Annotated in this window: 27 protein-coding genes; 15 read left to right on the plus strand and 12 right to left on the minus strand. The window is 63.5% G+C overall.

Annotation, left to right across the window (positions count from 1 at the left end; all coding sequences use genetic code 11):
- Window positions 1–9: 9 nt before the first annotated feature.
- The 5 genes from hemC to hemE all read right to left on the minus strand — a co-directional run bounded on the left by hemC (window position 10) and on the right by hemE (window position 5,716).
- Window positions 10–984 (minus strand): hydroxymethylbilane synthase, encoded by a 975-nt coding sequence (gene hemC / locus ACR9WD_RS10695; protein WP_038990589.1) that lies wholly within the window; start codon window positions 982–984, stop codon window positions 10–12.
- Window positions 981–2,186 (minus strand): ferrochelatase, encoded by a 1,206-nt coding sequence (locus tag ACR9WD_RS10700; protein ID WP_083586585.1) that lies wholly within the window; start codon window positions 2,184–2,186, stop codon window positions 981–983. Before ACR9WD_RS10700 ends, hemC begins: the two co-directional genes overlap by 4 nt.
- Window positions 2,183–2,869 carry a hydrogen peroxide-dependent heme synthase gene (gene hemQ / locus ACR9WD_RS10705; RefSeq protein WP_073706427.1) on the minus strand — a complete coding sequence of 229 codons (687 nt, stop codon included), beginning with the start codon at window positions 2,867–2,869 and terminating at the stop codon, window positions 2,183–2,185. Before hemQ ends, ACR9WD_RS10700 begins: the two co-directional genes overlap by 4 nt.
- A gap of 92 nt (window positions 2,870–2,961) precedes the next feature.
- Entirely contained in the window at window positions 2,962–4,578 is a 1,617-nt protein-coding gene (gene hemG, locus ACR9WD_RS10710; protein WP_371737245.1) for a protoporphyrinogen oxidase, read from the minus strand.
- An 82-nt stretch (window positions 4,579–4,660) separates the two neighbouring features.
- Complete coding sequence (hemE, locus tag ACR9WD_RS10715) at window positions 4,661–5,716, minus strand: uroporphyrinogen decarboxylase (RefSeq protein ID WP_073705974.1); 1,056 nt, start codon at window positions 5,714–5,716, stop codon at window positions 4,661–4,663.
- 148 nt (window positions 5,717–5,864) lie between these two features.
- Here hemE and ACR9WD_RS10720 point away from each other — a divergent pair, with 148 nt between their 5' ends.
- The 6 genes from ACR9WD_RS10720 (at window position 5,865) to ACR9WD_RS10745 (ending at window position 12,652) form a co-directional block, all read left to right on the plus strand.
- Complete coding sequence (locus tag ACR9WD_RS10720) at window positions 5,865–7,184, plus strand: glutamyl-tRNA reductase (protein ID WP_073705973.1); 1,320 nt, start codon at window positions 5,865–5,867, stop codon at window positions 7,182–7,184.
- A 138-nt stretch (window positions 7,185–7,322) separates the two neighbouring features.
- Entirely contained in the window at window positions 7,323–7,946 is a 624-nt protein-coding gene (locus tag ACR9WD_RS10725) for a TetR/AcrR family transcriptional regulator (protein WP_052253668.1), read from the plus strand.
- Between the two features lie 64 nt (window positions 7,947–8,010).
- A complete protein-coding gene (locus ACR9WD_RS10730) occupies window positions 8,011–8,232 on the plus strand; it encodes a DUF3107 domain-containing protein (RefSeq protein WP_038990596.1) in 222 nt (73 codons plus the stop codon).
- A 121-nt stretch (window positions 8,233–8,353) separates the two neighbouring features.
- Window positions 8,354–9,808, plus strand: a complete 1,455-nt coding sequence (locus tag ACR9WD_RS10735) for an RNB domain-containing ribonuclease (RefSeq protein WP_073705972.1) — start codon at window positions 8,354–8,356, stop codon at window positions 9,806–9,808.
- 256 nt (window positions 9,809–10,064) lie between these two features.
- Window positions 10,065–11,690 (plus strand): DEAD/DEAH box helicase, encoded by a 1,626-nt coding sequence (locus tag ACR9WD_RS10740; RefSeq protein ID WP_038990597.1) that lies wholly within the window; start codon window positions 10,065–10,067, stop codon window positions 11,688–11,690.
- 77 nt (window positions 11,691–11,767) lie between these two features.
- Entirely contained in the window at window positions 11,768–12,652 is an 885-nt protein-coding gene (locus ACR9WD_RS10745; RefSeq protein ID WP_073706425.1) for a DNA-methyltransferase, read from the plus strand.
- Here the strand turns inward: ACR9WD_RS10745 and ACR9WD_RS10750 are convergent.
- The gene (locus ACR9WD_RS10750; RefSeq protein ID WP_073705971.1) at window positions 12,637–13,482 is read right to left on the minus strand and encodes a PHP domain-containing protein; all 846 of its coding nucleotides are present in this window, start codon (window positions 13,480–13,482) and stop codon (window positions 12,637–12,639) included. The genes ACR9WD_RS10745 and ACR9WD_RS10750 overlap by 16 nt on opposite strands.
- Window positions 13,483–13,547: 65 nt before the next feature.
- On the opposite strand from ACR9WD_RS10750, the gene ACR9WD_RS10755 reads away from it, so the two are divergent.
- The gene (locus ACR9WD_RS10755; RefSeq protein ID WP_073705970.1) at window positions 13,548–15,095 is read left to right on the plus strand and encodes an aminopeptidase P family protein; all 1,548 of its coding nucleotides are present in this window, start codon (window positions 13,548–13,550) and stop codon (window positions 15,093–15,095) included.
- A gap of 85 nt (window positions 15,096–15,180) precedes the next feature.
- On the opposite strand, the gene ACR9WD_RS10760 is transcribed toward ACR9WD_RS10755, so the two are convergent.
- Complete coding sequence (locus ACR9WD_RS10760) at window positions 15,181–16,059, minus strand: general stress protein (RefSeq protein ID WP_208644098.1); 879 nt, start codon at window positions 16,057–16,059, stop codon at window positions 15,181–15,183.
- 117 nt (window positions 16,060–16,176) lie between these two features.
- Here ACR9WD_RS10760 and ACR9WD_RS10765 point away from each other — a divergent pair, with 117 nt between their 5' ends.
- From ACR9WD_RS10765 to ACR9WD_RS10775, 3 genes are read left to right on the plus strand one after another with little or no spacing between them, the layout of a single operon-like run.
- Complete coding sequence (locus tag ACR9WD_RS10765) at window positions 16,177–17,427, plus strand: magnesium transporter MgtE N-terminal domain-containing protein (RefSeq protein ID WP_038990601.1); 1,251 nt, start codon at window positions 16,177–16,179, stop codon at window positions 17,425–17,427.
- A 42-nt stretch (window positions 17,428–17,469) separates the two neighbouring features.
- On the plus strand, window positions 17,470–18,078 hold the full coding sequence (locus tag ACR9WD_RS10770) for a DUF1003 domain-containing protein (protein ID WP_073705968.1): 609 nt from the start codon (window positions 17,470–17,472) through the stop codon (window positions 18,076–18,078).
- Between the two features lie 3 nt (window positions 18,079–18,081).
- Window positions 18,082–19,185, plus strand: a complete 1,104-nt coding sequence (locus ACR9WD_RS10775; protein ID WP_073705967.1) for an Mrp/NBP35 family ATP-binding protein — start codon at window positions 18,082–18,084, stop codon at window positions 19,183–19,185.
- A 14-nt stretch (window positions 19,186–19,199) separates the two neighbouring features.
- Here the strand turns inward: ACR9WD_RS10775 and ACR9WD_RS10780 are convergent, their stop codons facing one another.
- Together ACR9WD_RS10780 and sigE are read right to left on the minus strand one after the other, a co-directional pair.
- Window positions 19,200–19,601 (minus strand): sec-independent translocase, encoded by a 402-nt coding sequence (locus ACR9WD_RS10780; RefSeq protein ID WP_038990604.1) that lies wholly within the window; start codon window positions 19,599–19,601, stop codon window positions 19,200–19,202.
- Between the two features lie 77 nt (window positions 19,602–19,678).
- Entirely contained in the window at window positions 19,679–20,296 is a 618-nt protein-coding gene (gene sigE, locus ACR9WD_RS10785) for an RNA polymerase sigma factor SigE (protein ID WP_038990605.1), read from the minus strand.
- A gap of 138 nt (window positions 20,297–20,434) precedes the next feature.
- Between sigE and ACR9WD_RS10790 the strand changes: the two genes are divergently transcribed.
- Entirely contained in the window at window positions 20,435–21,100 is a 666-nt protein-coding gene (locus ACR9WD_RS10790) for an O-methyltransferase (protein ID WP_083586583.1), read from the plus strand.
- A gap of 95 nt (window positions 21,101–21,195) precedes the next feature.
- On the opposite strand, the gene ACR9WD_RS10795 is transcribed toward ACR9WD_RS10790, so the two are convergent.
- The 3 genes from ACR9WD_RS10795 to ACR9WD_RS10805 all read right to left on the minus strand — a co-directional run bounded on the left by ACR9WD_RS10795 (window position 21,196) and on the right by ACR9WD_RS10805 (window position 22,620).
- On the minus strand, window positions 21,196–21,363 hold the full coding sequence (locus ACR9WD_RS10795) for a DUF3117 domain-containing protein (RefSeq protein WP_013349509.1): 168 nt from the start codon (window positions 21,361–21,363) through the stop codon (window positions 21,196–21,198).
- A gap of 123 nt (window positions 21,364–21,486) precedes the next feature.
- Window positions 21,487–21,831, minus strand: coding sequence for a DivIVA domain-containing protein (locus tag ACR9WD_RS10800; protein ID WP_073705966.1), 345 nt, complete (start codon window positions 21,829–21,831; stop codon window positions 21,487–21,489).
- Window positions 21,832–21,834: 3 nt separating this feature from the next.
- Window positions 21,835–22,620 (minus strand): TIGR00730 family Rossman fold protein, encoded by a 786-nt coding sequence (locus tag ACR9WD_RS10805; protein ID WP_073705965.1) that lies wholly within the window; start codon window positions 22,618–22,620, stop codon window positions 21,835–21,837.
- A gap of 177 nt (window positions 22,621–22,797) precedes the next feature.
- On the opposite strand from ACR9WD_RS10805, the gene ACR9WD_RS10810 reads away from it, so the two are divergent.
- The 4 genes from ACR9WD_RS10810 (at window position 22,798) to ACR9WD_RS10825 (ending at window position 26,117) form a co-directional block, all read left to right on the plus strand.
- Window positions 22,798–23,529, plus strand: a complete 732-nt coding sequence (locus ACR9WD_RS10810; RefSeq protein ID WP_038990719.1) for an amino acid ABC transporter ATP-binding protein — start codon at window positions 22,798–22,800, stop codon at window positions 23,527–23,529.
- A 31-nt stretch (window positions 23,530–23,560) separates the two neighbouring features.
- Window positions 23,561–24,391, plus strand: a complete 831-nt coding sequence (locus ACR9WD_RS10815; protein ID WP_073705964.1) for a glutamate ABC transporter substrate-binding protein — start codon at window positions 23,561–23,563, stop codon at window positions 24,389–24,391.
- Window positions 24,392–24,531: 140 nt separating this feature from the next.
- A complete protein-coding gene (locus ACR9WD_RS10820; protein ID WP_038990609.1) occupies window positions 24,532–25,209 on the plus strand; it encodes an amino acid ABC transporter permease in 678 nt (225 codons plus the stop codon).
- On the plus strand, window positions 25,206–26,117 hold the full coding sequence (locus ACR9WD_RS10825) for an amino acid ABC transporter permease (RefSeq protein ID WP_073705963.1): 912 nt from the start codon (window positions 25,206–25,208) through the stop codon (window positions 26,115–26,117). The genes ACR9WD_RS10820 and ACR9WD_RS10825 overlap by 4 nt, the downstream gene beginning before the upstream one ends.
- Window positions 26,118–26,125: the final 8 nt, after the last annotated feature.

Raw genomic sequence — 26,125 nt, forward strand, 5'->3', positions numbered from 1 at the left:
CTGCTGGGACTAGGCCAGTCCGGCGACGACGGCCGCGCCGTCAGCGATCATCGACTGCGCCAGCGAACGGCCCAGCTGCTGCGCCGATTGAACAGAGCTGGCCGCGGTGCGGGCGCTGCGGCGCATGGTCTGCGAGCCATCAGGGTTGCAGGCCACAGCTTCGAGGACCAGCTCATCGCCCTCGATATGCGCCAAGGCGCCAATCGGGGCGGCGCACCCGGCTTCCAGTTCAGCCAGCAGCGCGCGTTCGGCCTCGACCTGCATGCGGGTGGCGGCATCGTCGAACTGCGCCAACGCCGCATCCAGTGACTTGTGGCCGGAGCCGGCGGTACGGGTTTCCAGCGCCAACGCGCCCTGCCCCGGGGCCGGCAGCATGATGGCAGGATCCAGGTACTCGGTGATGTGCTTCTCCAAGCCCAACCGGCGCATGCCGGCTGCCGCCAGGATCACCGCGTCCAGGTCGCCCTGGGTGCTGCGTCCCACGCTGCCGTCATCCAAGGTCTCCCCGACACCCTTGACTCGTCCCAAGCGGGTGGGGACATTGCCGCGGATATCGACAATCTGCAAATCGCTGCGGTAGGCCAGCAGCTGGGCGGCGCGGCGCGGCGAACCCGTACCGATCTTCGCGCCCTGCGGCAGCTGGTCCAAGCCCAGCGAGTCGCGCGAGCACAACGCATCGCGCACGTCCTCGCGCGGCGGGATGGCGGCCAGCACCAGGCCCTCGGGCTGCGCGGTGGGCAGGTCCTTGAGCGAGTGCACGGCCAGGTCGCACCCGGAATCCAGGAGGTGCTGGCGCAACGCGGCGGCGAAGACCCCGGTGCCGCCGAGGGTGGCCAGCGAACCGGTCACCACATCGCCTTCGGTCTTGACCAGCACGGTCTGCACCTCCAGGCCCGAGATCTCGGCCAGCTGCTGGGCGGCCCACCCGGTCTGGGTGGTTGCCAGCGCGCTGCCGCGGGTTCCTACGCGGAATGCTTCGCTCATGGTGCCGGCACACCTACTTCCGAGTCGACGGCGCCGATGGTCGGGCGCAGGGTTCCATCCAGCGCGCGCTTTTCGCAGCAGCCTGGACGGCAGACGTCGAACCATGGGCCGCCCTCGACCACCGAGGCGCGTCCTGCGCGCAAGGCCTTGCCGTCGGGACCGGCGAGGCGTTCTTCGACCAAGTCGACCAGGCCGGAGATGAACCCGGGGTGGGTGCCCGGGGTGGCGACGCGGTCAAAGGCCAGGCCCAGTTCCGCGCAGGTGTCCTTGGCTTCGGTATCCAGATCCCACATGACTTCCATGTGATCGGAGATGAAGCCGATGGGCACCACCACGACACCGGCGATGCCGGCTGCGGCATCTTCTTCCAGCGCGTCGTTGATATCCGGTTCCAGCCATGGCACATGCGGTGCCCCGGAGCGGGACTGGTAGACAAGGCTGTGCTCCAGTCCCTGGGCTTCTTCCACCTGGGACAGGATGCCGTTGGCTACGGCCTGGTGCTGGCGGGTGTAGAGATTCTCGTATCCCTCGCCCCGGATGCCTTCGGGCCCAGCGGCCTCGGCATCGGACATCGGAATGGAGTGGGTGACGAAGACGATCTTGATCGCCCCGTCTTCCTTGCCTGTTTCGGCCAGCTGGGCGCGCACGTTGGCCAGCGAGGTGCGCAAGGAATCCACAAAAGGAGCAATGAAGGCAGGGGTGTCGAAGAACTGGCGCAGCTTGTCCACTTCCACCACGCCGTCCAGGCCGGTGTTGACCAGGCCCATGCCGGCATCCTCGCGGTACTGGCGGCAGGCCGAGTAGCCGGAGTATGCGCCGGTGCCCATGAGCAGCACCTTGCGGTGGCCGTCGGCTGCCAGCTGCTTGAGCGTGTCGTCGATGAACGGATGCCAGTTGCGGTTGCCCCAGTAGATCGGCAGGTCGATGCCGCGGTCGGCCAATTCGGCTTCCAGCGCTGCCTTCAGCGCGCGGTTCTGCGCGTTGATGGGCGAGACGCCGCCATTCTTGCGGTAGTGCACCGCCACTTCTTCCAGCCGCTCATCCGGGATGCCGCGGCCCGCGGTGACCTTGCGCAGGAACGGGATGACATCATCCTGCCCCTCCGGGCCGCCGAAGGATGCCAGCAGGATGGCCTCGTAGGCCTTGGGAATCATCTGGCCGTTGCTGTCATATCCCTCGCGGGGATCGAAGGCCTGGCTCACTTCAGCACCTCGAGCGCTTCGGCTGCCGAAATGCGGCGGCCGGTGTAGAACGGAGTCTCCTCACGCACGTGGTGGCGGGCCTCGGTGTAGCGCAGGTGGCGCATCATGTCGACCAGGTCGATCATGTCATCAGCTTCCAGGCAGATCTGCCATTCGTAGTCGCCGAAGGAGAACGCGGCCACGGTGTTGGCCAGCACGTTGGGGAATTCGCGGCCCAGGATGCCGTGGTCGCGCAGCATCTTGCCGCGGGCCGCCGGGTCCAGGGTGTACCACTCGGTGGAGCGGACGAACGGGTAGACGGTCATCCATTCCTTGGCGGCCACCCCGCGGGCGAACGCGGGCGAGTGGTCCTTGGCGAATTCAGCTTCGCGGTGCACGGCCATGGTGGAGTACACGATCTCGGTGCCTTCTAGCAGGGCCGAACGGCGGATCTTGCGCATCGAAGCCTGGAGCAGCTGGGCCGATGGCCCGTGCACCCAGACCATCAGGTCGGCGTCTTCGCGCATGGCCGATACGTCGTAGATGCCGCGGACGGTGGCGCCTTCGGCGGCCAGCTCGGAGACCAGTGCATCGAATTCAGCGGCAGCCGCCTCGGAACGCTCAACGATGTCGGAACGCTTGAAAATGGTCCAGAGAGTGTAGAAGAACGTCGGGTTTTCTCCTGCGTTTTCGCGTTCGCGAATAACTGGGGAATTATGCTCCGGTGCGTTGCTCACTTGATATTCTCCTTGATCTGGTTTCGGACAAAAGTCCAGGTTGGTTGTCCCGGGCGCGGTTAGCGGGCGCTGATCGCGACGGCACTGCGGGCTTGGCTGATCACTCGTGCCAATCCGGTGCCGGCGATCCATGCGCCAACCACATCGAGCCCTTCGAAGTCCGACAGGCTGCGCTGCAGCTGGCCACGGCGCGCGGCAGCGGCTTGGCCTTGCAGCGGAACCATGTCGCTGAAGCGTGAAACGGTGCTTCCCAAGACATCATCAAGATGCAATTGAACACCGAGAATCTTTGAAGCGTCTTTGATTGCCTGTTCGATGAGAGCCGAGTCATCCCCGGATTCGACCAGTGCATCATGTTCGCCGATGCGCCCGAAGGACAGGCGCAGCACGTGGGTGCCGGGCCCTGCCTCGTCCGCCAGCCATGGCCACTTGGCCGTGGAGTGGGTCAGCGCCTTGGCAGTCAGCGGGGCTCCCTTGGAGACCAGCACGCCGGAACCGCGCGGGGCGTCGTCGAGTTCGGGCTTGTCGACCACCAGGATCGCCAAGGCGATGGCGTTGTCGCCGCCTTCGCTGGCCAGCTGGTCTTCGGGTGCCAGCAGCGGGTTCAGCAGCGCAAGTGCCGACGCCGCGGGCGTTGCCAGGACGAGCCGGTCCGCGTGCAGTTCCTGGCCCAGGGTGCTCACCGTGTACGGGGTTGGCGACTGCCCGTCGTGGCGCACCGCGGTGACCGGCGAATTGCGCACCAGCGCCACGCCTGCCTCCCCCAGCTGGGAAACCAGGGCTTCGACCATGGTGTACATGCCGCCGTTCAGGCCGGCGACCCGGGAGCCTGCCGGCGCCGATTCCTGCAGCTTGGTGACGGCGCGAGCCAGCGAACCGGTCTCCAGCATCGCTTGGCGCAGGCCAGGGGCAGCGGCGTCAATGGAAATCTTGGCGGGGTCGGTGGAATAGACCCCGTTGACGACCGGGGCCACCAGCTGGTCCAGCACCGCCTGGCCCATGCGGGAACGGACCACCTCGGCAATGGACAGCGGCTCGGTAGCCCACTTCTTGTTCATCGGAGTGATCAGGTCCGCCGCGGCGCGCACGGTGGCGGGCCGGCCGATGATCGAGCGCACCTCGTCGGTGCGCACATTGCCCGGGATGCCCAGCAAGGCGGTTTCAGGCATCGGGTGGGCCAGGATGTCCTGCTCCTCGCCCTGGACGAGCCAGGCCCGCGCACCTGAGGTCTTGGCAATCTGCCCGCCCAACTCCAGCTCGTCGAGGTAGGAGGCAACAATGCCTCCGCGCAGCGCGAAGGATTCCGCGCCGGCATCGATGGCCAGCCCGGCGACTTCGGTCGTGCGCACGCAGCCGCCGAAGGTACCGGTTGCTTCCAGCACGGTTACTTCGTGTCCGGTCTGGCGAAGCTCACGGGCAGCGACCAGCCCGGCGATGCCGCCGCCGACCACTACCGCATGCGGTGCCGATGGCTTCTCAGCCTGGTCCGCTGATCCGGTTTTCGCTAGGCGTGCTTCGCTGGCGCTGCGCACCTTTTCCAGCAGGCGCAAGGCGTGCGCCGCGGCATCGTTGGCAATATCCCGTCGCGGCTTGGATGCACCGGTGGCTTGCGCTGATTCCCCTGCGCGCACATTGCGTTGTTCCTTGCTCACGTGCCTTGCACCTTCCACCTTCACGATATGCCGAGGCCCTGTCCCGCTGGCCGTGGCGTCGAGGGCCAGTGGGACACGGCGTTAAACCTAGCTTAGACCTGTTGAATTACAGCGAGTGAATGAGCTCGACCACACGGGTCAGCACGGTTGGGTCGGTGGTCGGGGGAACACCGTGGCCCAGGTTCACCACGTGGCCGCGGGCCTTCTTGCCGGCCGCAACCACCTCGCGCACGTGCGCTTCGAGGACTTCCCATGGGGCTGCCAGCAGTGCCGGGTCGATATTGCCCTGTACCGAAACGTCCTGACCCAAACGCTCGATCGCCGTTGCAAGCGGGATGCGGTAATCCACGCCGACTGTATCCACGCCGGCATCGCGCATCGCGGTCAGCAGCTCGCCGGTGCCGGTGCCGAAGTGGATCAGCGGCACGCCCAGATCGCGGACGTAGTCCAGGGACTTCACCGAGTACGGGGCGACATGCTTCTGGTAGTCCGGCAGCGACAGCGACCCGGCCCACGAGTCGAAGAGCTGGGCGGCCGAGGCGCCGGCCTCGACCTGCGCGCGCAGGAACTGGCCCGAGGCGTTAGCTGCCCAGGTCATCAGCCCGTCCCAGACCTCCGCATCGGTGTGCATCATGGTGCGCGGGCCCAGGTGGTCGCGGCTCGGCTTGCCCTCGACCATGTAGGCGGCCACGGTGAACGGGGCACCGGCGAAACCGATCAGCGGGGTCTTGCCCAGCTCTGCTACGGTCAGGCGCACCGCTTCGCGGATCGGTTCCAGCGACTCGTCGGTCAGCTCGGGAAGCGCCGCGACCTGTTCCATGGTGCGGATCGGGGTGTCCAGCACCGGGCCGACTCCTGGCACGATGTCCACGCCGATGCCTGCCAGGCGCAGCGGGATGACGATGTCCGAGAAGAAGATGCCAGCGTCCACCTTGTGGCGGCGCACCGGCTGCAGGGTGATCTCGCTGGCCATGGCTGGATCCAGGCAGGAGTCGAGCATGCTCACCCCTTCGCGCAGCTTCAGGTACTCAGGCAGCGAGCGGCCGGCCTGGCGCATGAACCACACCGGGTGATGCGAAGGCTTCTTGCCGGTCAAGGCTTGGATCAAAGCGGAATCTTGGGTACGTCCATCAAGCATCGGATGGTTCTGCGACAGGGTCATGCCCCAATTCTGCCAAGTCTTGGGATTAAAAGCCCATTTACGGCGTTCGCCCGCAGGTGAAGGTGAGCAAACTAACCCCACGGAACCATGCCATATTAGGCACACCTGCGTTGTCTGCCGGTATTTTCCGGCCTATTCTGGGGTCACTGTGGTTTTCTTATCTCTTGTCGCATCGCATTCGCAGCTCGATCTGGAGACCGTGGCACAGATCAGTGCTTCGGCCGATGGGCTGGCAGCTGCCTCCGTTAACGGATCGGCAGTTATCAATGGTGCCGTCGTGCTTGCTACGTGCAACCGCTTCGAGGTCTACGCAGACGTGGACCATGCGGAGGATGCAGCGGAACATCTGGTCAACGAGCTGGCCGCCAACGCAGGCCTCTCCCCCGAATTCCTGTCCCGCCGCCTGACCACGCTGGAAGGCGACCCGGTCATCGAGCACCTCTTCTCCGTCGGCGCCGGCCTGGACTCTGCCGTGGTCGGCGAACGCGAAATCGCTGGGCAGGTGCGTCGCGCCCTGACCCAGGCGCAGCAGGAGAAGACCACGACCAGCAACCTCACCCGGCTGTTCCAGAACGCCACCCGCGCAGCCAAGGATGTCGGTTCGAACACCAACCTCGGCACCCAGGGCAAGTCCGTGGTTTCGGTAGCCCTCGATCTGGCCGAAGAGCTACGCGATGAAGCCAGCGACTGGTCCGAACAGGACGTCGTGCTCTTTGGCACCGGTTCCTACGCTGGCGCCACGATGGCGTTGCTCAAGGAACGCGGGGTCCAGCGCATCTCGGTCTACTCGCATTCGGGACGCGCCGCAGATTTCACCGCCAAGCGCGGCGGATTCCCGTTGAACGACGAATTGCTGCCGCAGGCCCTACGCGAAGCCGACATCATCGTGGGCTGCTCCGGAGGCGGGCACCAGCTGGCCCGCGAAGAGCTCGAAGCCCTGCGGGTGAAGAACCACCCGCTGATCGCCATCGACATGGCGCTCACCCACGACTTCGACCCGACCCTGGTGGAACTGCCGGATGTCGAGCTGATTACCTTGGAATCGGTGCGCATGGCTGCCCCGACCGAACAGGCGATGGCCGTCCACGCGGCGAGCCGGATCGTCAAGAAGGCCACCGCTGAGTTCGCCGCAGCCCAGCGGGAACGCGAAGCCGACTTCGCGATTGTCGCCCTGCGCCAGCACACCAAGACCGTATTGGATGCGGAAATCGCCAAGGTCCGCGCACAGCACGGCTGCAGCGCCGCCGCCGAGGAAGTGGAACTCGCCATGCGCCGCATGGTGCGCCAGCTGCTGCACGTGCCGACCATGCGCGCCCGCGAGCTGGCAGGCGAAGGCCGCACCAGCGAGTATGTCGCGGCCTTGGAAACCCTCTACGGCTTGGAACTTGACCAGCCCGTTGCCGAGAAATCGGAACCACTGCAGGCCCAGGGCAACTGCCCTGCCGCGCCTGAAGTCAAATCAGCGTAGAAAATCTGATTTCCCGTCGGTTTTTTCCACTTTCCGCACAGAAGCATGGAATACTACTTCCAAGTAGATTACTCTCCCGACAATTCCTTCGATGACTTGGGAGCTGATCACTCTGCAGCTGGAAAGGCCCCATTCGACATGACGGAACTCGAAAATATCAAAGGCACCCGCCCCCAACGGATGCCACGTGAAGCGCGTCGGCGCCAGTTGCTGCAGGCAGCGCACCAGGTTTTCGTGGCCCACGGCTATCATGGCGCGTCGATGGACGAAATTGCTGAAGTCGCCTTGGTCTCCAAGCCGGTCCTCTACCAGCACTTCCCCGGCAAGCGCGAACTGTATCTCGCCTTGCTCGATTCCCACCTGGCCGACTTCAGCCGGCAGCTCGATGAAGCGATCCGCTCCACGAATGACAACCGCGAGCGTGTCTTCGCCACCATCAACACGTACTACAGCTACATCAAGGGCGAATCCCAGGCCTACCGCCTGATCTTCGAATCCGATGTCCTCTCCGATCCGCTGATCGCCCATCGCATCGAGCAGTTCAACAGCTCGCTGGCTTCCTCCATCGCCCGCGTCGTCGTCGAGGATACCGATATGAGCGAGGACGAAGGCCTGCTGGCAGGCCGCGCACTGGCCGGGCTCTCGCAGGTTTCGGCTCGCTATTGGGCCACCAGCGAGTCCTCGGTGGACCAGGAGGCAGCAGTCGAGCTGATCTCCCGTTTAGCTTGGCGCGGAATTTCGCAGTTCCCGAAGGAAAACTAGCTAAATTAGTGACCAGAGGCCCCACACGGGACACCTATTTCGTTCGAGAGGATCTGCGACAATCATGGAAATCCGCATTGGCATTCAGAATGTAGCCCGCGAAGTAGTGCTTGACTCCGAGCTGAGCAACGCCGAAGTCAACGAGCTGGTAGCGAAGGCTATCGCCGACGGAACCGTTCTGGCACTGAAGGATCCAAAGGGCCGCGAGGTATTGGTGCCTTCCGCTGGCATCGCCTACGTTGAGGTTGGCCCGGAAGAAGTGCGCCGCGTCGGCTTCGCACAGTAGCGCTTGCAGCTCGCCAAGGCCCCGCCTTGGCAGCTGGTGGCCGGTTTCGCCCGAATGCGAAACCGGCTATTTCTTTGCCCAAATAGTGATTCGAGTCACCGAGTCGTGATATTCCTTGGGTGTGACTGAACGAAGAATCCGAAGCCCCCGCCCGGTTCCCGCCAACTCGCTGGCCCAGCTGCTGCTCGGCCTGGAAGCGGAGTTCGAGGTGCCGGCACCTTTCGACGAGCAGACTTTGGAAGCCGCAGAGCAGGCGGTAGCCCAATTGCAGCTCCCCGACCAGGACGCGACCGGCATCCCTTTCTTCACCATTGATCCACCCGGCGCCACCGATCTCGACCAGGCGATGTTCCTTGAACGGCACGGCGACGGCTACACAGTGCACTACGCCATCGCCGACGTGCCAGCCTTCGTTGCCCTGGGCGGCCAGCTTGATGCGGTGGCCCGCCAACGCGGCCAGACCTACTATCTGCCGCACCGCAAGATCACCTTGCACCCGCCGCTGATCTCCGAGGACCAGGGCTCGCTGCTGCCGGGCAAGGAACGACCGGCATTCCACTGGAAAATTTCCCTGGACGCCGATGGCGCCCTCGGCAAGGTCGAACTGAACCGCGCGCGCATCCGTTCCAGGGCGCAGCTGGACTACGCCTCGGCCCAGGCCCGGCTGGATTCGGGAGAACCCGATGAGCAGCTCGAGCTGCTCGCCGAAATCGGCGCGGCCCGCCTGCGCCAAGAGCAACTGCGCGGCGGCGCCTCCTTGAACTTGCCGGATCAGGAAATTGAAGAAGCAGGCGAGGGCTACAAGCTGGTCAGCCGCACTCCCCTGCCGCTGGAAGGCCACAACGCGCAGATTTCCCTGCTCACCGGCATTGCCGCGGCCCGCATCATGCTCAAAGCCGGCGTGGGCATCTTGCGCACCATGCCTGCCCCGGACGACGCAGACCAGCGCGAATTCCGTACCCAAACACAGCTGCTCGGCACTCCGTGGGATGAATCGCTCAGCTACGGGCAGTACCTGCATGCATTGGACGTCAGCGACCCGAAGCAGCTGGTCATCATGCATCGCGCCGCCGCCCTGTTCCGCGGCGCGGACTACCAGGTCATCAATGGGCAGCCCGAGGAAGAACTCATCCAGGCGGCACTGGCAGCGCCCTACGCGCACACCACCGCGCCGCTGCGCCGTCTCGTGGACCGCTTCGTGCTGCTCACTTGCAACCTGCTGTCCACCGGCCAGCCGCTCCCGGCACAGCTCAGCTCGGCGTTGGAGGATCTGCCCGGGCTGATGCGCAGCAGCAGCACTGCCGCCAACCGGGTGAACAATGCGGCCGTTGACCTGCTCGAAGCCTATGTGCTCAAAACACGGGTCGGGGAAGAATTCCAGGCCATCGTGCTGAAGTCCGCTGAGCAGAAAGAGGACGGCAAGATTCGTCCCGGTGTCCTCCAGCTGGCAGATGAACCGATTACCGGATCCTTTACCGGATCCGCCCAGCCAGGCACCCTGGTGCGCGTGAAGCTGGTGCAGGCCGATCCCGAAGTGCGCAAGATCAGCTTCGAAATCGTGGCTTCGGACTCCTAAGCCCGGGTTTCCGGTCAAAACCGGCTATGCTTGGCCTATTAGCAATTAGGATGCCCGATCGCAATGGGCTGATAGATGAAACAGTTTTATGGCGACTTCCCAGCGGTCGCCATCCCGCAGGTGCTTGACCAAGCTACCGAGCGTGAAAGCAGCGATCGGCTCCGCTGGATTCGTACGGCACCCTGCATGCTCCCGGCTTCTTGCAAGCCGGAAGGGAACAGGTGCCGTGCCCGCATGAAACGAGAACACGGACATCGTGACTGACACGACGCTTTCGGCCGCAGCTGCCGAACCACAAGACAACGAGCCAACCCCCGCAGAACCGGCCAAGCAGAGTTTTGCCGATCTGAACGTTCGCGAAGACATTGTTGCTTCGCTCTCGGAAGCCGGGATCGAGTACCCCTTCCCGATCCAGGCGCTGACCCTGCCAGTTGCCCTGGGCGGCAACGACATCATCGGCCAGGCCAAGACCGGTACCGGAAAGACCCTGGGCTTCGGCATTCCTGCCCTGCAGCGCGTGATCCGCGAGGGCGACAAGGGCTACGGGGATCTTGAATTCCCCGGTGCCCCGCAGGCCTTGATCGTCGCACCGACCCGCGAGCTGGCCATCCAGGTCGGCGCCGACCTGGCCCAGGCTTCGAAGCACTCGAACATCTCGATCACCACCATCTACGGCGGGCGCCCCTACGAGGAGCAGATTGCCGCGCTGAAGGCCGGCACCGACGTGGTTGTGGGCACCCCGGGCCGCCTGATCGACCTGAACCGCCAGCGCGTGCTGAACCTCAAGCAGGTGCGCACCGTGGTGCTGGACGAGGCTGACGAGATGCTGGACCTCGGCTTCCTGCCGGATGTCGAGCGCATCCTGGCCGCACTGCCGCCGGTACGCCAGGCGATGCTCTTCTCGGCCACCATGCCCGGCGCCGTGATCACCATGGCCCGCCGCTACATGACCCGACCTACGCACATCCGCGCCCAGGACCCGGGCGATGACGATTCGTTGACCAAACGCAACATCCGCCAGCTGGTCTACCGTGCGCACAACATGGACAAGGACGAGATGGTCGCTCGCCTGCTGCAGGCCGAAGGCCGCGGCAAGACCATCATCTTCACCCAGACCAAGCGCTCGGCTGCCAAGCTGTCTGATGAGCTGGTGGACCGCGGCTTCAATGCCGGTTCGCTGCACGGCGATCTGGGCCAGGGCGCCCGCGAGCAGGCGTTGAAGGCCTTCCGCTCGGGCAAGGTCGACATCCTGGTCGCCACCGACGTCGCGGCCCGCGGCATCGACGTGGATGACGTCACCCACGTGGTCAACCTGCAGTGCCCGGATGACGAGAACACCTACCTGCACCGTGTGGGCCGCACCGGCCGTGCCGGCAACACCGGCACCGCGGTGACCTTCGTGGACTGGGACTCGGTGCCGCGCTGGTCGCTGATCAACAAGGCGCTGGGCCTGAACGTTCCCGAGCCGGTGGAAACCTACTCCTCGTCGCCGCACTTCTTCACCGACCTGGATATCCCCAAGGGCACCAAAGGCCGGCTGCAGCGTGCCAAGAAGACTGCCGCCGCCGAGGGCGATGGTTCGCCGCGCCGCGAGGAATCAGCGCGCACCCCGCGCCGCCGCAGCAATTCGCGCACCCGCACCCGCACCGTGAACGGCGTGCAGACGCGCCAGCGCGGCGGGCAGGGCTCCGGTGCCGAGCAGGACGGCGCACGCCACGGCCATTCCAAGGGCAAGCAGGATCGTCCGGCACGCGAAAACGAGCGCCACCGCGAAACCCATGTGGCCGGCGAGGAGCAGGCAGCGGCCGAGGGCGCAGCACCGGCACGCCGCCGCCGTCCGCGCCGCCGCACCCGCAGCACCGAAGCAGGCGGCCAGGACTGATCCCAGTCCAATCGGCCAGTCAACTTTTCCGAAAGGAACTCACACCAGCGGTGCTCGCTCTACCCGAAGAACCAGCTTTGCCTGATGCTGGAACACCAGACGCCCACGCGTCCGGCGTTCCAGCCTCGGGCAATACCGTGTACCACGGCGACAACCTCTCCATCCTCGGCGCCCTGCCCGATCAGAGCTTCACCCTGATCTACGTGGACCCGCCATTCAACACCGGACGCAAGCAGACCCGCGCCCAGCGCACCATGGTCCGCGCTGCCGAAGGCGAAGGCGACCGCACCGGATTCAAGGGGCGCGAGTACAACACCGAGCTGGGGATCGCCCGGTCGTATCACGATGCCTTTGACGACTACCTCAGCTTCATCGAGCCGCGGCTGCGCGAGGCCCACCGCCTGCTGGCCGAGGACGGCACGCTCTACGTGCACCTGGATTACCGCGAGGTGCATTATGTGAAGGTGCTGCTCGACGGGATTTTCGGCCGGGAGTGCTTCCTGAACGAACTGATCTGGGCTTACGACTATGGGGCTCGTGCCAAGAGCCGCTGGCCGGCCAAGCACGACACCATCCTGGTCTATGTGAAGGATCCGAAGAAGTACCACTTCGATTCGGCCGAGGTGGATCGCGAACCGTATATGGCTCCCGGACTGGTGACCCCGGAGAAGCGCGCCCTGGGCAAGCTTCCCACGGATGTCTGGTGGCACACGATCGTCTCGCCTACTGGCAAGGAAAAGACCGGCTATCCGACGCAGAAGCCCGAAGGCGTGCTGCGCAGGATCGTGGCCGCGTCCTCGCGCCCCGGCGATTGGGTGCTGGACTTCTTCGCCGGTTCCGGCACCACCGGTGCGGTGGCGGCGAAGCTGGGACGCCAGTATGTGCTGATTGACCAGAACGTCGAAGCCATCGAGGTGATGAAGGCCCGATTGCCTGAAGGCACCACTTACATCGAGGCCTGAGTCCCAGTCCCCTCGGCGATTATTCTTTGCAGCATGTCCGGCTCGGTGAGATTCTCACCGAGCCGGTTCAGCTTTCCGGTCCCGTGGTAGTCCGACGAGCCGGTAACGATCAGATCGTGCTCGGCGGCCAGCTCGAGCAGCCAGGATTTCCCCTCTGCGGTATTGTCCCGGTGGTGCACTTCAACCCCGGCCAGACCGGCCTCGATCATCTCGTAGAAGGTCGAGTCGGGAACCACCCGTCCCCGGGCTGAGGCCTTGGGATGCGCGAACACCGGAACGCCGCCAGCTTCCCGTACCAATTGCACGGCAGTGGCCGGATTCACCGCTGGATGCGACACGTAATAGCGCGAACGCGAGGACAGGATGTTGGCAAACGCCTCGTTGCGGTTCTCCACCACTCCCGCGGTCACCAGCGCATCGGCAATATGCGGGCGGCCAACGGTGGAGCCCGGAAGGCAATGCTCCCCCACCAGATCCCAGCTGATCGGATAGTCCTCGGCCAGCAGATCGACAATGCGGCGGGCGCGGATGATCCGCGAGTTCAGCGCGCGGCCCAGCTCATCGAGCAGTGGCTGGTAGGTGGGGTCGTGCAGGTAGCTGAGCAGGTGCACGCTGATGCCGTGGGCATCCTGGCAGGTGATTTCCATGCCCGGAACGAACCCCAGTCCCAGCTTCCGCGCCTGCGCCGTGGCTTCGTCCCAACCGCTGGTCTGGTCATGATCTGTCAACGCCACGACATCCAGGCCGGCAGCCGACGCTGCGCGCATCAGCTCGGACGGAGTTTCAGTTCCGTCGGACACATTGGAGTGGGTGTGCAGGTCAATTCGCATATGCCTAGGTTATCCCCTGCGCTGATTCTTTGCTGGGATACACCTGATGGTGACACACTTGGAGCATGACCAATCAAGATTCAACTGCACCAAGCACTGATCAGCCGTTGGAAGACCGCGTGAACAACCGTTCCCAGCGTCCAACGTCCAAGGCATTCCAGGAATTCATGGCCTCCTCGTGGGCCCAGGACACCTCGGACTTGCCAGAGCAGGATGCCGCTGCCAGCTACGCGGCGGCCCGTCGTGTCAAGCTCTCGGAAAACTTCACGGGCGAACGCATCGTAATCCCGGCCGGCCCGCTCAAGGTCCGTTCCAACGACACCGACTACCGCTTCCGCCCGCATTCGGCCTTCGCCCACCTCACCGGTCTGGGCGTCGACCACGAGCCCGACGCAGTACTGGTCATGGAACCAACCGATGACGGCGCAGGTGAGCACGGCTCCAACCACGTCTCCACCCTGTACTTCGCGCCGATGGCCGGCCGCGACACCACCGACTTCTACCTGAACTCGCGGTCCGGCGAATTCTGGGTCGGCCCGCGCCCTACCCTCTCCTCGCTGTCGGCACGCACCGGGATGCCTACCGACTCGCTGGAACAGCTGGAAATGGCGATCACCAAGAACTCCGGCCCGCAGGCCCTGGGCGGCATCCGCATCCGCCTGGTGCGCGAAGTCGACCTGAACATCGAGGCGCTGGTGGACACCTCGCGCATCAACACCGGGCAGGACTTGGAAGCCAGCGACGCCCTGGATACCGAGCTGTCCGAGTTCGTTTCCGAGCTTCGCCTCATCAAGGACGAATACGAAATCGCGGAGCTGCGCAAGTCGGTTGCCGCAACCATCAACGGTTTCGAAGATGTGGTGCGCAACTTGGACAAGGCCGTCGCCCACGAACGCGGCGAACGCGTTGTCGAAGGCGCCTTCTTCGCCCGTGCCCGCCTTGAGGGCAACGAGCTGGGCTATGACACCATCGCCGCCTCGGGCAACAACGCCACCATCTTGCACTGGATCCGCAACACCGGATCCGTCAAGCCGGGCGAGGTGCTGCTGCTGGACGCCGGTGTCGAGGCCGAATCGCTGTACACCGCGGACATCACCCGTTCGCTGCCGGTGTCAGGCAAGTACACCGAGGTACAGCGCAAGGTCTACCAGGCCGTACTGGATGCCGCCGATGCCGCGTTCGCCGCGGCCAAGCCGGGACTGAAGTTCCGCGACCTGCACCAGATCGCTACCCGCGTCCTGGCCGAGCGCCTGTCCGACTGGGGCCTGTTGCCGGTCTCCGTGGAAGAAGCAATGGATCCAGAAGGCCAGCATCACCGCCGCTGGATGCCGCATGGCACCAGCCACCATCTGGGCCTGGACGTGCACGACTGCGCGCAGGCACGCGCCGACCTGTACCTGGATGCCAAGCTGGAAGAAGGCATGGTCTTCACCATCGAACCTGGCCTGTATTTCAAGGACGAGGATTTGGCGATCCCCGAAGAATACCGCGGCTTGGGCGTGCGCATCGAGGATGACATTCTGGTCACCGCCGATGGCGCCGAGAACCTGAGCGTTGCCCTGCCGCGCAAGCCTGACGAGGTCGAAGCGTGGATGGCTAAGCTGCGCGGCTGAATCCTCCGGCAGCGTTAAACGGCGAAGGCCTGGGTGCGGTTACCGTGGTAACTGCACCCAGGCCTTGCTTGTGCCCGGCTGTCGCCTAGCCTTCCGAATCCTTGCGGGATGCCGAGTCCTGGTCAGGTTCTTCGGCTTGGGCTTGCGGCTGCTGCGAGGTATCAACCTTCGGCTCGACTTCCGACAGGTCCTGCGCTTCCTTGGCCTCGGATGCCGGTGCTTGGGCTTCCTCCTTGGCCGGCTGTGCCGCTGGAGCTGCTGGCTGGGCCTCGTTCACTCGCACGCCATAGCGCGGGCGGCCATCTGGCAGGTCGGGGAACTGCGAGCTGCGCTCCGCGCCCGTTGCGGGCTGCGCACCACTGGCCGGTGCGGCCGCGGCAGGCTGTGCTGGAGGCGTGGCGGGGACGGCAGGCGCCTGCTGCTGCGGGGCCTGGGAAGCTGGGTGCGCCGGGGCCTGCTGCGGGCGCATAGGCAACTTGGAGGCCAGGGTGCGGGCAGCCTGCGCATGCTCGAAATCAACCACTACGTCGAAGCTGGTGGCCACGAACTGGCTGGAAGACGCGAAGTCGCGCTTGCCACGACGGGTCGAATAGCTGATCACGCCAGCGATCATCCAGATAGCCATGCCCAGGCCGATTGCGGAGAGAATCTGGTACAGCCCGTTTCCGCCGCCCCCGAAGAGCGTCAGCAGCAGGCCGACGAACAGGCCCATCATGCCGCCCTGGGCCGCACCGGCCAGCGCCACGCGCGGGTAGGAAAGCTTCGCGGTGACCCGCTCCACGGTGCGCACGTCGTTGCCGACGATGCTTACCGCAGCAACCGGGAAATCATTATCGGCCAGGTAATCCACGAGCTTCTGGGCATCGAGATAGCTGGTGTAACGTCCAAGCAGTTCTCCGCGCGGCAGGCCGCTGGTGCTAATCGAATTTACTCCATGAGGCGAGGTCATATCTATATTGTGCACGGGTTTACTGTGAGCCTGCATAGTTGTGAAGCAACTATCGCTGTGGGTGAAAGAAACAGGGCGTCGCCTGTGGCTTGGCACACCGGGAACAGGCCGTGAACGCGATAGTCTAGGAAGGTGAGCGCACAAGTGTCTAAAATCTTCGTCGCCCGGCTGCTCGGGCTTGATGTCTTTGACCCCTTGGGCGACCGCCTAGGCCGTTTACGCGATGTCGTGGTGGTCTCCCGCGGCCCCAAGAAACCCGCCGCCTGCGTGGGCCTGGTCGTCGAGGTCCCCGGCAAGCGGCGGGTCTTCGTTCCGATGACCCGCATCCAGTCCATGGAAGCCAACCAGGTGATCTGCAACGGCCTGGTGAACATGCGCCGCTTCCAGCAGCGCGGCCAGGAAATTCTGGTGGCCGCCGAAATGTTCGACCGCACCATCACCTTCACTGACGGGTCCGGCCGCGGCGTCATCGAGGATATCGGCCTTGCGCAGACCCGTCGCGGCGACTGGGAAATCAACGAATACTATGTCCAGCGCGGCGAACCGACCGCCAATCTGCTGGGCCTGCGTTCGCGCCGCCGCAACAAGGTCCTGGTCTCCTGGGACGAGGTCAGCCACGGTTCGAAGAGCGAACCGCAGTCCGCTGACACCTTCGTGGCAGCCCACGACGAGATGAAGCCCGCAGACTTCGCCGACGCCTTGCACGAAATGAATGAGAAGCGACGCCTGGAAATTGCCGCCCATCTGCAAGATGAGCGCTTGGCTGACGTGCTCCAGGAGCTCCCGGACCGCGAGCAGGTGGAAATCCTCTCCGCACTGGGGCTGGAACGCGCCGCGGACGTGCTTGAGGAAATGGACCCGGATGACGCGGCCGACCTCCTGGCCGAAGTCAGCGAAGAGACCAAGCACCAGCTGCTGGATCTGATGAACGAGGAAGAGGCCAAGGACGTCCGCCGCCTGCTCGCCTACCCCGAAGGCACCGCCGGATCGATCATGACCCCTGTTCCGGTCATCCTCACCCCGGAATCCACGGTCGCGGAAGCTTTGGCCTCGGTGCGTCTGGAGGAGTTGAGCCCCGCGCTGGCTTCCACCGTGTATGTGGTGCGCCCGCCTCTGGAAACCCCCACCGGACGCTACCTGGGCCAAGTTCACATCCAGGCGCTGCTGCGTGCCGCTCCCCCGGAACCGCTGGGCGATATCCTAGATACCGAGCTGGAACCGATGTCGGATCTGGCCAATATCACCGAAGTGGTTCGCCATTTGGCCACCTACAACCTCACCAGTGTAGGCGTGACCAACAAGGAGGGCCGGCTGGTCGGCGCCATCACCGTGGATGACGTGCTGGACCACATCCTTCCGGATGACTGGCGTTCCCAGGACTAGCCAACGCCCCAACTACCCACCAGCAGCAAAGGAGTTCCAGCTATGGCTGAGCAGCGCAAGAGTAACGGCCTGGATACCCCGCTTGCAGCACGGCAACGCTTCTGGCCGCGGTTCTCCCCGAACCCCGACCTCTTCGGTTCGGCCACGGAGAAGTTCGCCCGCTTCATGGGCACCCCGCAGTTCCTGCTGTACATGACGGTATTCTGCGCCTTCTGGCTGATCTGGAATTCGGTCGCGCCGATCAATTGGCGTTTCGACGATGCCACCATCGGCTTCACCGCGCTGACGCTGATGCTTTCCCTGCAGGCTTCCTACGCGGCTCCGCTGCTGCTGCTGGCGCAGAACCGCCAGGATGACCGCGACCGCGTCTCGCTGTCCGAGGACCGCGCCCGTGCAGAACGCAACCTGTACGACACCGAGTACCTGACCCGCGAGCTGGCTTCCCTGCGTCTGGCCCTGCGCGATGTCGCCACCCGCGACTACGTCCGTTCAGAATTGCGCAATGTCCTTGAAGAGCTGCTGGAAACCACCGACGGCGAAGAGCTGCACCTGCGCGCCAAGAAAAAAGGCGGCAACAAGAACTCCCAGCCGCAAACCGGGATGATCGAAACCGTCAAGCCCCAGCAGAGCCAGCACCGGAAGAACCACTGAGCATTGAGCAACACCCCAGAACTCCTCGCCGCCCTCGCACAAGTCAACGACCCGGAGCTTCGCCGGCCCATCACCGAATTGGGCATGGTGGAATCCGCTGAATTGGCCGATGGCACGGCCACGGTGAAAATCTTGCTGACCATCGCCGGTTGCCCGATGCGCTCCACCATCGAGCAGGACGCCACTGCGGCCCTGCTGGCCGTCGCCGGCGTGCAGCACGTCGAGGTGCAGCTGGGTGTCATGGATCCGCACCAGCGGGCAGCGTTGCGCGAGTCCCTGGCCAGCCGCCGCACGCCGTTCTCCGACCCTGCGTCCTTGACCCGGGTGATCGCGGTGGCCAGCGGCAAGGGCGGAGTCGGCAAGTCGTCGCTGACCGCGAATCTTGCCTGCCAGCTGGCAGCCCAGGGGCTGAAGGTCGGACTGATCGACGCCGATGTGCACGGCTTCTCCATTCCCTCGTTGATGGGAATCTCGCAGAACCCCACCCGGGTGGATGAGATGATCTTGCCTCCGGTAGCGCACGGGGTGAAGGTCATTTCCATTGGCATGTTCCTGGATTCCAACCAGCCGGTGATCTGGCGTGGACCGATGCTGCACCGCGCCTTGGAACAGTTCCTTTCGGATGTCTACTTCGGCGACCTGGACTACCTGTTCCTCGACCTGCCGCCCGGCACCGGGGACATGGCGATCTCAGTTTCCCAGCTGCTGCCCAATAGCGAGCTCCTGGTGATCACCACCCCGCAGTCCACTGCGACAGAGGTTGCCGAACGCGCCGGCACCATCGCCTTGCAGACCAAGCAGAAGGTGATCGGCGTGGTGGAGAACATGAGCTTCCTGCAGCTGCCCGACGGCACGCGCATGGAGGTCTTCGGTTCCGGCGGCGGCGCCAAGCTCAGCGACTCGCTGAGCCAGCAACTGGGATACCCGGTCGAGCTGCTGGCCCAGATTCCATTGGAAGAATCCGTACGCGTGGGCTCGGATCACGGCCAGCCGGTGGTGCTCAGCACCCCGGATGCTCCGGCCGCCGCGGCAATGCGGGAGCTTGCAGGAAAATTGGAACAGCGACCGCGCGGACTTGCCGGGCGATCGCTGCCAATGACTTTCTAAAGTGGGTTGCAGGCCTAGGTTGCTTCGGAGTCGAACGGAGCCGGTTCGTTGGCGCCCAGCTGCTGCTGCGTGGTGATGGAAGGAACCGCGGTACGCACCGGAGCCGGGGCCACCGTCTTGGCAGGGGCACCCTTGGCAACATTCACGGCATCATCGAATTCATCGATAAGCGCTTCCTTGATGATTCGGCGAGGATCATACTGGCGGGGATCCAGCTTCTTCCAGTCGATATCGGCAACTTCGTCGCCGACTTCCTCGCGCAGCTGCTCCTTGGCCCCATTGGCCATGCGCCGCACTTCCTTGACCAGGTTCGCTAGCTTTTTGGCGTACTCGGGAAGCTTTTCGGGGCCCAGAATAACGACCGCAAGCACGGCGAGAACGACAAACTCGCCACCATTAATACCAAAAAGATCCACGTAAGAAGATTACCTTGTTCCAGAGCGACTGACGAAGTCACCGCGCCATGCCAACGGTGAACACCCGGTGAACGGGGTTAGCTGGCGGCGCGCAAGCCTCGCGGGATGCGTGGCAACGACATGGTCTTGGCTGGGCGATTTGCCGGATTGCGGTGAGCCAGCGCGTCTCGCAGCATGGCTCGGCCACGGTGGATCCGCGAGCGCACCGTGCCTAGCTTCACGTCCAATATGCGTGAGACTTCCTCGTAGGAGAAGCCTTCCATGTCGCACAGGACGATGGCCGCACGGAACTCCGGGGACAGGGCGCGCAAGGCCTCTTGCACGTCGACATCCAGGTTGTTGAATTCGAAATAGCGTTCCGGGGTCACAGCTGTACCGGGCATCCGGTCTTCGCTTCCCTCGGCGAAACGATCGAAGCGGATCTTGCTCTTGCGCCGCGCCTGGTCCAGGAACAGATTGGTGGTGATGCGGTGCAGCCACCCGCCCATGGTTCCCGGGGTGTAGTTCTCCAGTGCCTTGAACGCGCGAACAAATGCCTCTTGGGAAAGGTCCTCGGCATCCTGGCGGTTGCCAGTCAACCGGTAGGCCAAACGGAAAACCCGCTGCCCATGCTCCTGGACCATCTGGTCCCAGGTCGGGGTCGCGGTTTCGCCAGTCGCAGCGGCAGAAACAGATTCACTTCGTGCATTGTTCACACTCCAAGTATGAAATGGGAAGCTGAGCTGAAGCTAAGAATCCTCTGCGCGAGAACCTGCAAGTTCAACAATTTCGGGTAACGGCGTAGGTACGATTGATACTGGCCACGCCAATTCAACTCTTGAGGACCACCGCAGATGCCTTCGATGAATCCAGAACTCTTTGCGAGCTGGACCTACGCCCAGACCCACGTCAACGAGCCGGAGCATGTCGCCGCGGTTCGCGAGCGCGCGGAAGACCTGGGCGTGCGGTGCATTGACCCGGCGGGCCGCTCAATGCTGCAGCTGCTGTGCACCCTGCGCCAGCCGCGCAACGTCGTGGAAATCGGTTCCGGCGTGGGTGTCGCGTCCCTGGCAATGCTGGAAGCCATGGGCAGCGCCATGACGCTGACCGCGATCGAACCGGATCTGGAACACGCCAATGCGATGCGGCAGGGCCTGCGCGACTCGTCAATACCTTCGGCCCGCGCCCGCATCATCAATGAGCGTGCGGAGAACGTCCTATCGCGCTTGGCGGACCACGCCTACGATCTGGTGCTCATCGATGCCGGCGCCGAACTGCTGCTCGAATATGTAGCCGAAGCCAAGCGGCTGGTGGGAACCGGCGGCGTGATCATCGTGAACAATGCCTTCGACGAGCACCGCCTGGCCAAGCCCGCAGTGCGACGGCCTTCCACCGTCACGACCCGCGATGCACTGCGCATGATGCGCGAGGATCCGCGGCTGCAAACTCACCTTGTCCCAACCGAGCAGGGATTGTTCGTGGCAACTGTCCTTCCGGCCAGGCCGGCCACGCGGCGCTAGGAGCCATTTTCAGGCAAAACGAAGGACCGACATTTCTGCCGGTCCTCAATAGCCGCACGAGCACCTCGTGCGGCCAAGCTGGAACTTGAGCAACCCTACTCGGTGACCTTGAGCAGGCACTCGCGCAATTCGGTTGCCTCGTCGTTGTTCAACTCGACCACCAGTCGTCCGCCTCCGTCGATTGGCAGGCGCAAGATGAGGCTGCGGCCTTCCTTAGCGACTTCCATTGGCCCGTCACCGGTGCGTGGCTTCATAGCAGCCATTAAGCTGTTCCCTTCGTCTGTGGCTAACGCATGCGTTGGCGCCTGCCACGCATGCAACCGAATGCCTAGTCCATCCTCAGCAAGGAATCCCGGCTGAGTTGGGACACTTATCTCTTATTATTACTAATTTTCGTTCGTGTCGCTAATCACACGCCGTGACTCCAGGTCACGAATCGTATTCTCGAGGTTGGTGATTTCGGCCGCCAGGACATCGAGCACATCATCGACCTGGTCGCAACGGTAGCCGCGCAAGCCCAGGGAGAAGCGGACCTTGTCCACGTCCTCGGCGCGCGGATTCTTGGGCAGCAGCACCGGTGGCAGCGACGCCTGGTGCTCGACCAATCCGGTGATGGCCTCCCCGGTGGATTCGAAGTGGCGGCCGGCTGGCACGCTCTTCCGCTGGCTGGAGAGCAGCAGCGCGACCGCGCCGACCAGCAATACCGCAATGGCAATCAGGAGCGTTGGCATCCGTTACTGCCCCTTCGCCAAGTTGCCGACCTTCTGGTTCTCCTGATGTGCGCGCAGCACCAGATCCACCGCTTCGTCAGGATCATCCGTGATCGTGAACAGGTCCATATCAGCCGGCGATATGGTGCCTTCGGCAACGAGCGTGCTGGCCATCCAGTCCACCAAGCCTCCCCAGTAGTCGGTGCCGACAAGCACGATCGGGAAACTGGTGATCTTCTTGGTCTGCACAAGGGTCAGCGCTTCGAAGAGTTCATCAAGGGTGCCGAAACCGCCAGGCAGCACAATGAAGCCCTGCGAGTACTTCACGAACATCGTCTTGCGCACGAAGAAGTAGCGGAAGTTCAGGCCCTTGTTCACCGAGGCATTCAGTCCGGTCTCGAAGGGAAGCTCAATTCCCAGGCCCACCGAGATCCCGTCCTTCTCGGCGGCACCCTTGTTGGCGGCTTCCATTGCGCCAGGGCCGCCACCGGTGATCGTGGTGATGCCTTCCTCGGCCAGGCGGCTGCCGACACGCTCGGCCATCGCGTAGTAAGGGCTGTTCCGGTCGGTGCGCGCCGAACCGAAAACTGCAATGGCGGGTCCGGTATCGGCCATGGTTCCAAAGCCGCTGACGAATTCCGATTGGATCCGCAGCACTCGCCACACATCGGTGTGCGTGACGTCGGCCTGCGGACTGTCCAGGAGATAGTGGTCAAGCTGATCTTCTGGCTGCTTCCCTGGCCAGCTCGCTTCGATGTGGTGCTTTTGCCCGATCCGGGCATTTTCTTCACTCTTACGCTGATGAACCATGCCTTCACTCTATCGGTTAGTTCTGCCCATCCTTGGATGTGACCTACCGCTGCTTGAAGAACAGTTTGATAACAACTCGATGTGACGTGGTCGAAGAGTCGCGTAGCCGGCGTCACATCAAGTAATGTCTACAACATGAAAAGCGATCATCAGGCTCAGGCTTCTTCTGACGGCCCTATCGTCCAGCTGACTGGGGTCAATAAGCACTACGGTGCGCTGCATGTGCTCAATGACATCAATCTCGAAGTCACCAAGGGCGAGGTCGTTGTGATCCTCGGCCCTTCCGGCTCGGGCAAGTCGACGTTATGCCGCGCCATCAACCGGCTTGAAACCATCGATGAAGGCACCATCAAGATTGACGGCAAGACCCTTCCCGAAGAAGGAAAGGCGCTGGCCAATCTGCGTGCAGATGTCGGCATGGTCTTCCAGTCGTTCAACCTCTTCGCCCACAAGTCGATCTTGGAAAACGTGACCCTCGGACCGATCAAGGTCAAGGGCATGAAGAAGGACGAAGCGAAGAACTTGGCAATGCAGTTGCTGGAGCGGGTCGGCGTGGCCAACCAGGCCGGCAAGCTGCCGGCACAGCTTTCCGGCGGCCAGCAGCAGCGCGTGGCGATCGCCCGCGCACTGGCCATGAAGCCGAAGGTCATGCTCTTCGACGAACCGACCAGCGCCCTGGACCCGGAAATGATCAACGAGGTCCTGGACACCATGGTCGGACTGGCGAAGGAAGGCATGACCATGCTCGTGGTCACCCACGAGATGGGCTTCGCGCGGAAGGCCGCGGATCGCGTGATCTTCATGGCCGACGGCCAGATCGTCGAGCAGGCCGCACCGGAAGAATTCTTCACCAATCCCAAATCCGACCGTGCCAAGGACTTCCTTGGCAAGCTGATCACCAACCACTGATTTCATCATCACGCATCCACTAGGAGGAACAATGCGCAAGACTCGTTTCGGTACCGTAGCCGCAATGGCCGCCGTCGCAGCCCTGGCCCTGACTTCATGCGGCGGCTCCGGCGATAGCGAAGCCGACGGCGACAAGATCCGCATCGGCATCAAGTTCGACCAGCCAGGCCTCGGCTTCAAGGACGGCGACAACTACACCGGTTTCGATGTGGACGTCGCCAAGTACGTAGCCAACGAATTGGGCTACACCGAGGATCAGATCGAATTCGTTTCGGCCCCTTCGGCCAACCGCGAGACCATGCTGCAGAACGACCAGGTCGACATGATCTTCGCGACCTACTCGATCACCGATGAGCGCAACAAGGTCGTCGACTTCGCCGGCCCGTACTTCGTTGCCGGCCAGGACCTGCTGGTTCCAGCCGACTCGGATATTGCCGGCCCGGAAGATCTTGACGGCAAGAACCTCTGCTCGGTCACCGGTTCCACCTCGGCCCAGAAGGTCAAGGACAACTACGCCCAGAACACCAACCTGCAGGAGCTTCCGGGCTACGCAGAGTGCACCACCCAGATGAGCGGCGGCACCATTGACGCGGTGACCACCGATGACATCATCCTCGCGGGTCTGGCTGCGCAGCCAGCCTACAAGGGCAAGTTCAAGGTAGTTGGCGCGCCGTTCTCGGAAGAGAACTACGGCGTGGGCCTGCCTGATGGCACCGACAAGTGCGCCGACATCAACGCGGCGATCACCAAGATGATCGAGTCCGGCGAATGGCAGAAGGCCCTGGACAAGAACACCGAAGGCACCGGCTACAAGCCAAACGCTGAGACCAACCCGCCAACCCTTTCGGATTCCTGCGCCTAGCAGCACCTGATGCAATGGGGGCCAAACGCAGCGTGTTTGGCCCCCATCTGCAATCTGCGTTACTCCGGTAACCGGCTGATGCAGGTATCGGACCCATAGCCACTTGGCCGGTATTCCGGCCATCGAGACAGAGGCTTGCAGTGGAGAACTATTTATCCATATTCACTGAGTACGACATTCCCGGAGCTTTCTGGGTCAATATCCAACTAACGTTCTGGGCTGCCATTGGCGCCCTCGTTCTGGGCACTATTCTGGCCCTGCTGCGCATCTCTCCCGTAGGGAGCTTCCAGGCCATTGGCACCAGCTACGTCAACTTGATCCGCAATACGCCGCTGACCATCATCATCCTGTTCTGCGTGCTGGCGCTCTATGGCCAGCTCGGATTCGTGCTCAGCTCAGACTTCCAGAACAACTTCTTCCGCTTGGCCGTCCTTGGCCTTGCGGTCTACCACGCGGCGTTCGTGTGCGAAGCCATCCGTTCCGGCGTGAACACGGTTCCGCTGGGACAGGCGGAAGCTGCCCGTGCCATCGGTTTGAGCTTCTTGCCCGCAGCACGCATGGTGATCTTGCCGCAGGCCTTCCGCGGAGCCATCGTGCCGCTGGGCAACACCCTGATCGCCTTGATCAAGAACTCCACGGTCGCGGCGGTCGGTTCGGTAGCCACCGAATCCTCCTCGGTCATGAAGACCATGATCGAGTTCCGTGCCGATATCGTCATCCCGATCTTCTTGACCTTCGCGGTGGGCTTCGTGATCATCGTTATTCCAGTGGGCCTGCTGACCACGTGGGCTTCGAAGAAACTGGCGGTGGCACGATGAGCGCCTCGATTCTTTTCGATACGCCCGGGCCCAAGGCCCGGCGCCGCATCCTGGCTGTCAACATCATCGGTGCCCTGATTGCCCTGGGCATCGTTGCTTGGATCATTTTGGGCCTCGCCGCCAAGGACCAGATGCAGGCTTCCCAGTGGGATGACTTCATCGAGTCGAGCACCTGGAAGAACTACTTGCTGCCCGGCTTGTGGAACACCGTCAAGGCCGCCATCTTCGGCATTGTCGGTTCGGTGATATTCGGCCTGATCTTCGGTGTTGGACGCCTGGCGCAGAACAAGCTGATCAACGGTGTATCCACCGTGATTGTCGAATTCTTCCGTGCGGTTCCAGTGCTGCTGATGATCGTGTTCTTCAACGTCTTCTTCTCCCGCTCATTGCAGCTGCCAGGAGATACCGCGATGTGGGCCGTGGTCGCAGCACTGATCTTCTACAACGGCTCGGTCGTTGCGGAGCTGGTCCGTTCCGGAGTGCACAATCTGCCCAAGGGCCAACGCGAAGCCGGTATCGCGATCGGCCTGACCCGCGGCAAGTCCTTGCGCTACATCGAGATTCCGCAGGCACTGGTGGCCATGCTGCCAGCGCTGATCGGCCAGTTCGTGGTGATCTTGAAAGACTCGGCCCTGGGCTACATCATCAGCTTCAACGAGCTGCTGTTCTTCGCCCGCACCTACTCCTCGCCGAACGGCAATGTGCTGCAGGCTCTGATCGTGGCGGCGGCGATCTTCATCATCATCAACTTCACCCTGAGCAAGCTGGCAGTGATCGTCTCGCGCCGCTTGAGCAGCCGGGTGAAGAAGGACAAGACTGCAGCCGCCAACCCGACGGCGGCAGTGGTTGGAGCCCCCGCGGATCTGGGCACGCAAGCGGGCCAGGATCGCGAAGATCCCAAGGCCTAGCCACCGCA

Source organism: Glutamicibacter sp. PAEs-4 (assembly GCF_051161755.1).
GTDB classification, from domain to species: domain Bacteria; phylum Actinomycetota; class Actinomycetes; order Actinomycetales; family Micrococcaceae; genus Glutamicibacter; species Glutamicibacter nicotianae.

What these genes read in the sequence shown, in the direction of transcription:
- ACR9WD_RS10750 (WP_073705971.1), bottom strand. Translation starts at nt 13,482, where the DNA reads ATGCGAATTGACCTGCACACCCACTCCAATGTGTCCGACGGAACTGAA.
- ACR9WD_RS10755 (WP_073705970.1), top strand. Translation starts at nt 13,548, where the DNA reads ATGACCAATCAAGATTCAACTGCACCAAGCACTGATCAGCCGTTGGAA.
- ACR9WD_RS10770 (WP_073705968.1), top strand. Translation starts at nt 17,470, where the DNA reads ATGGCTGAGCAGCGCAAGAGTAACGGCCTGGATACCCCGCTTGCAGCA.
- ACR9WD_RS10725 (WP_052253668.1), top strand. Translation starts at nt 7,323, where the DNA reads ATGACGGAACTCGAAAATATCAAAGGCACCCGCCCCCAACGGATGCCA.
- ACR9WD_RS10800 (WP_073705966.1), bottom strand. Translation starts at nt 21,831, where the DNA reads ATGCCAACGCTCCTGATTGCCATTGCGGTATTGCTGGTCGGCGCGGTC.
- ACR9WD_RS10825 (WP_073705963.1), top strand. Translation starts at nt 25,206, where the DNA reads ATGAGCGCCTCGATTCTTTTCGATACGCCCGGGCCCAAGGCCCGGCGC.
- hemC (WP_038990589.1), bottom strand. Translation starts at nt 984, where the DNA reads ATGAGCGAAGCATTCCGCGTAGGAACCCGCGGCAGCGCGCTGGCAACC.
- hemE (WP_073705974.1), bottom strand. Translation starts at nt 5,716, where the DNA reads ATGACCCTGTCGCAGAACCATCCGATGCTTGATGGACGTACCCAAGAT.
- ACR9WD_RS10730 (WP_038990596.1), top strand. Translation starts at nt 8,011, where the DNA reads ATGGAAATCCGCATTGGCATTCAGAATGTAGCCCGCGAAGTAGTGCTT.
- ACR9WD_RS10815 (WP_073705964.1), top strand. Translation starts at nt 23,561, where the DNA reads ATGCGCAAGACTCGTTTCGGTACCGTAGCCGCAATGGCCGCCGTCGCA.
- ACR9WD_RS10790 (WP_083586583.1), top strand. Translation starts at nt 20,435, where the DNA reads ATGCCTTCGATGAATCCAGAACTCTTTGCGAGCTGGACCTACGCCCAG.
- ACR9WD_RS10795 (WP_013349509.1), bottom strand. Translation starts at nt 21,363, where the DNA reads ATGGCTGCTATGAAGCCACGCACCGGTGACGGGCCAATGGAAGTCGCT.
- ACR9WD_RS10805 (WP_073705965.1), bottom strand. Translation starts at nt 22,620, where the DNA reads ATGGTTCATCAGCGTAAGAGTGAAGAAAATGCCCGGATCGGGCAAAAG.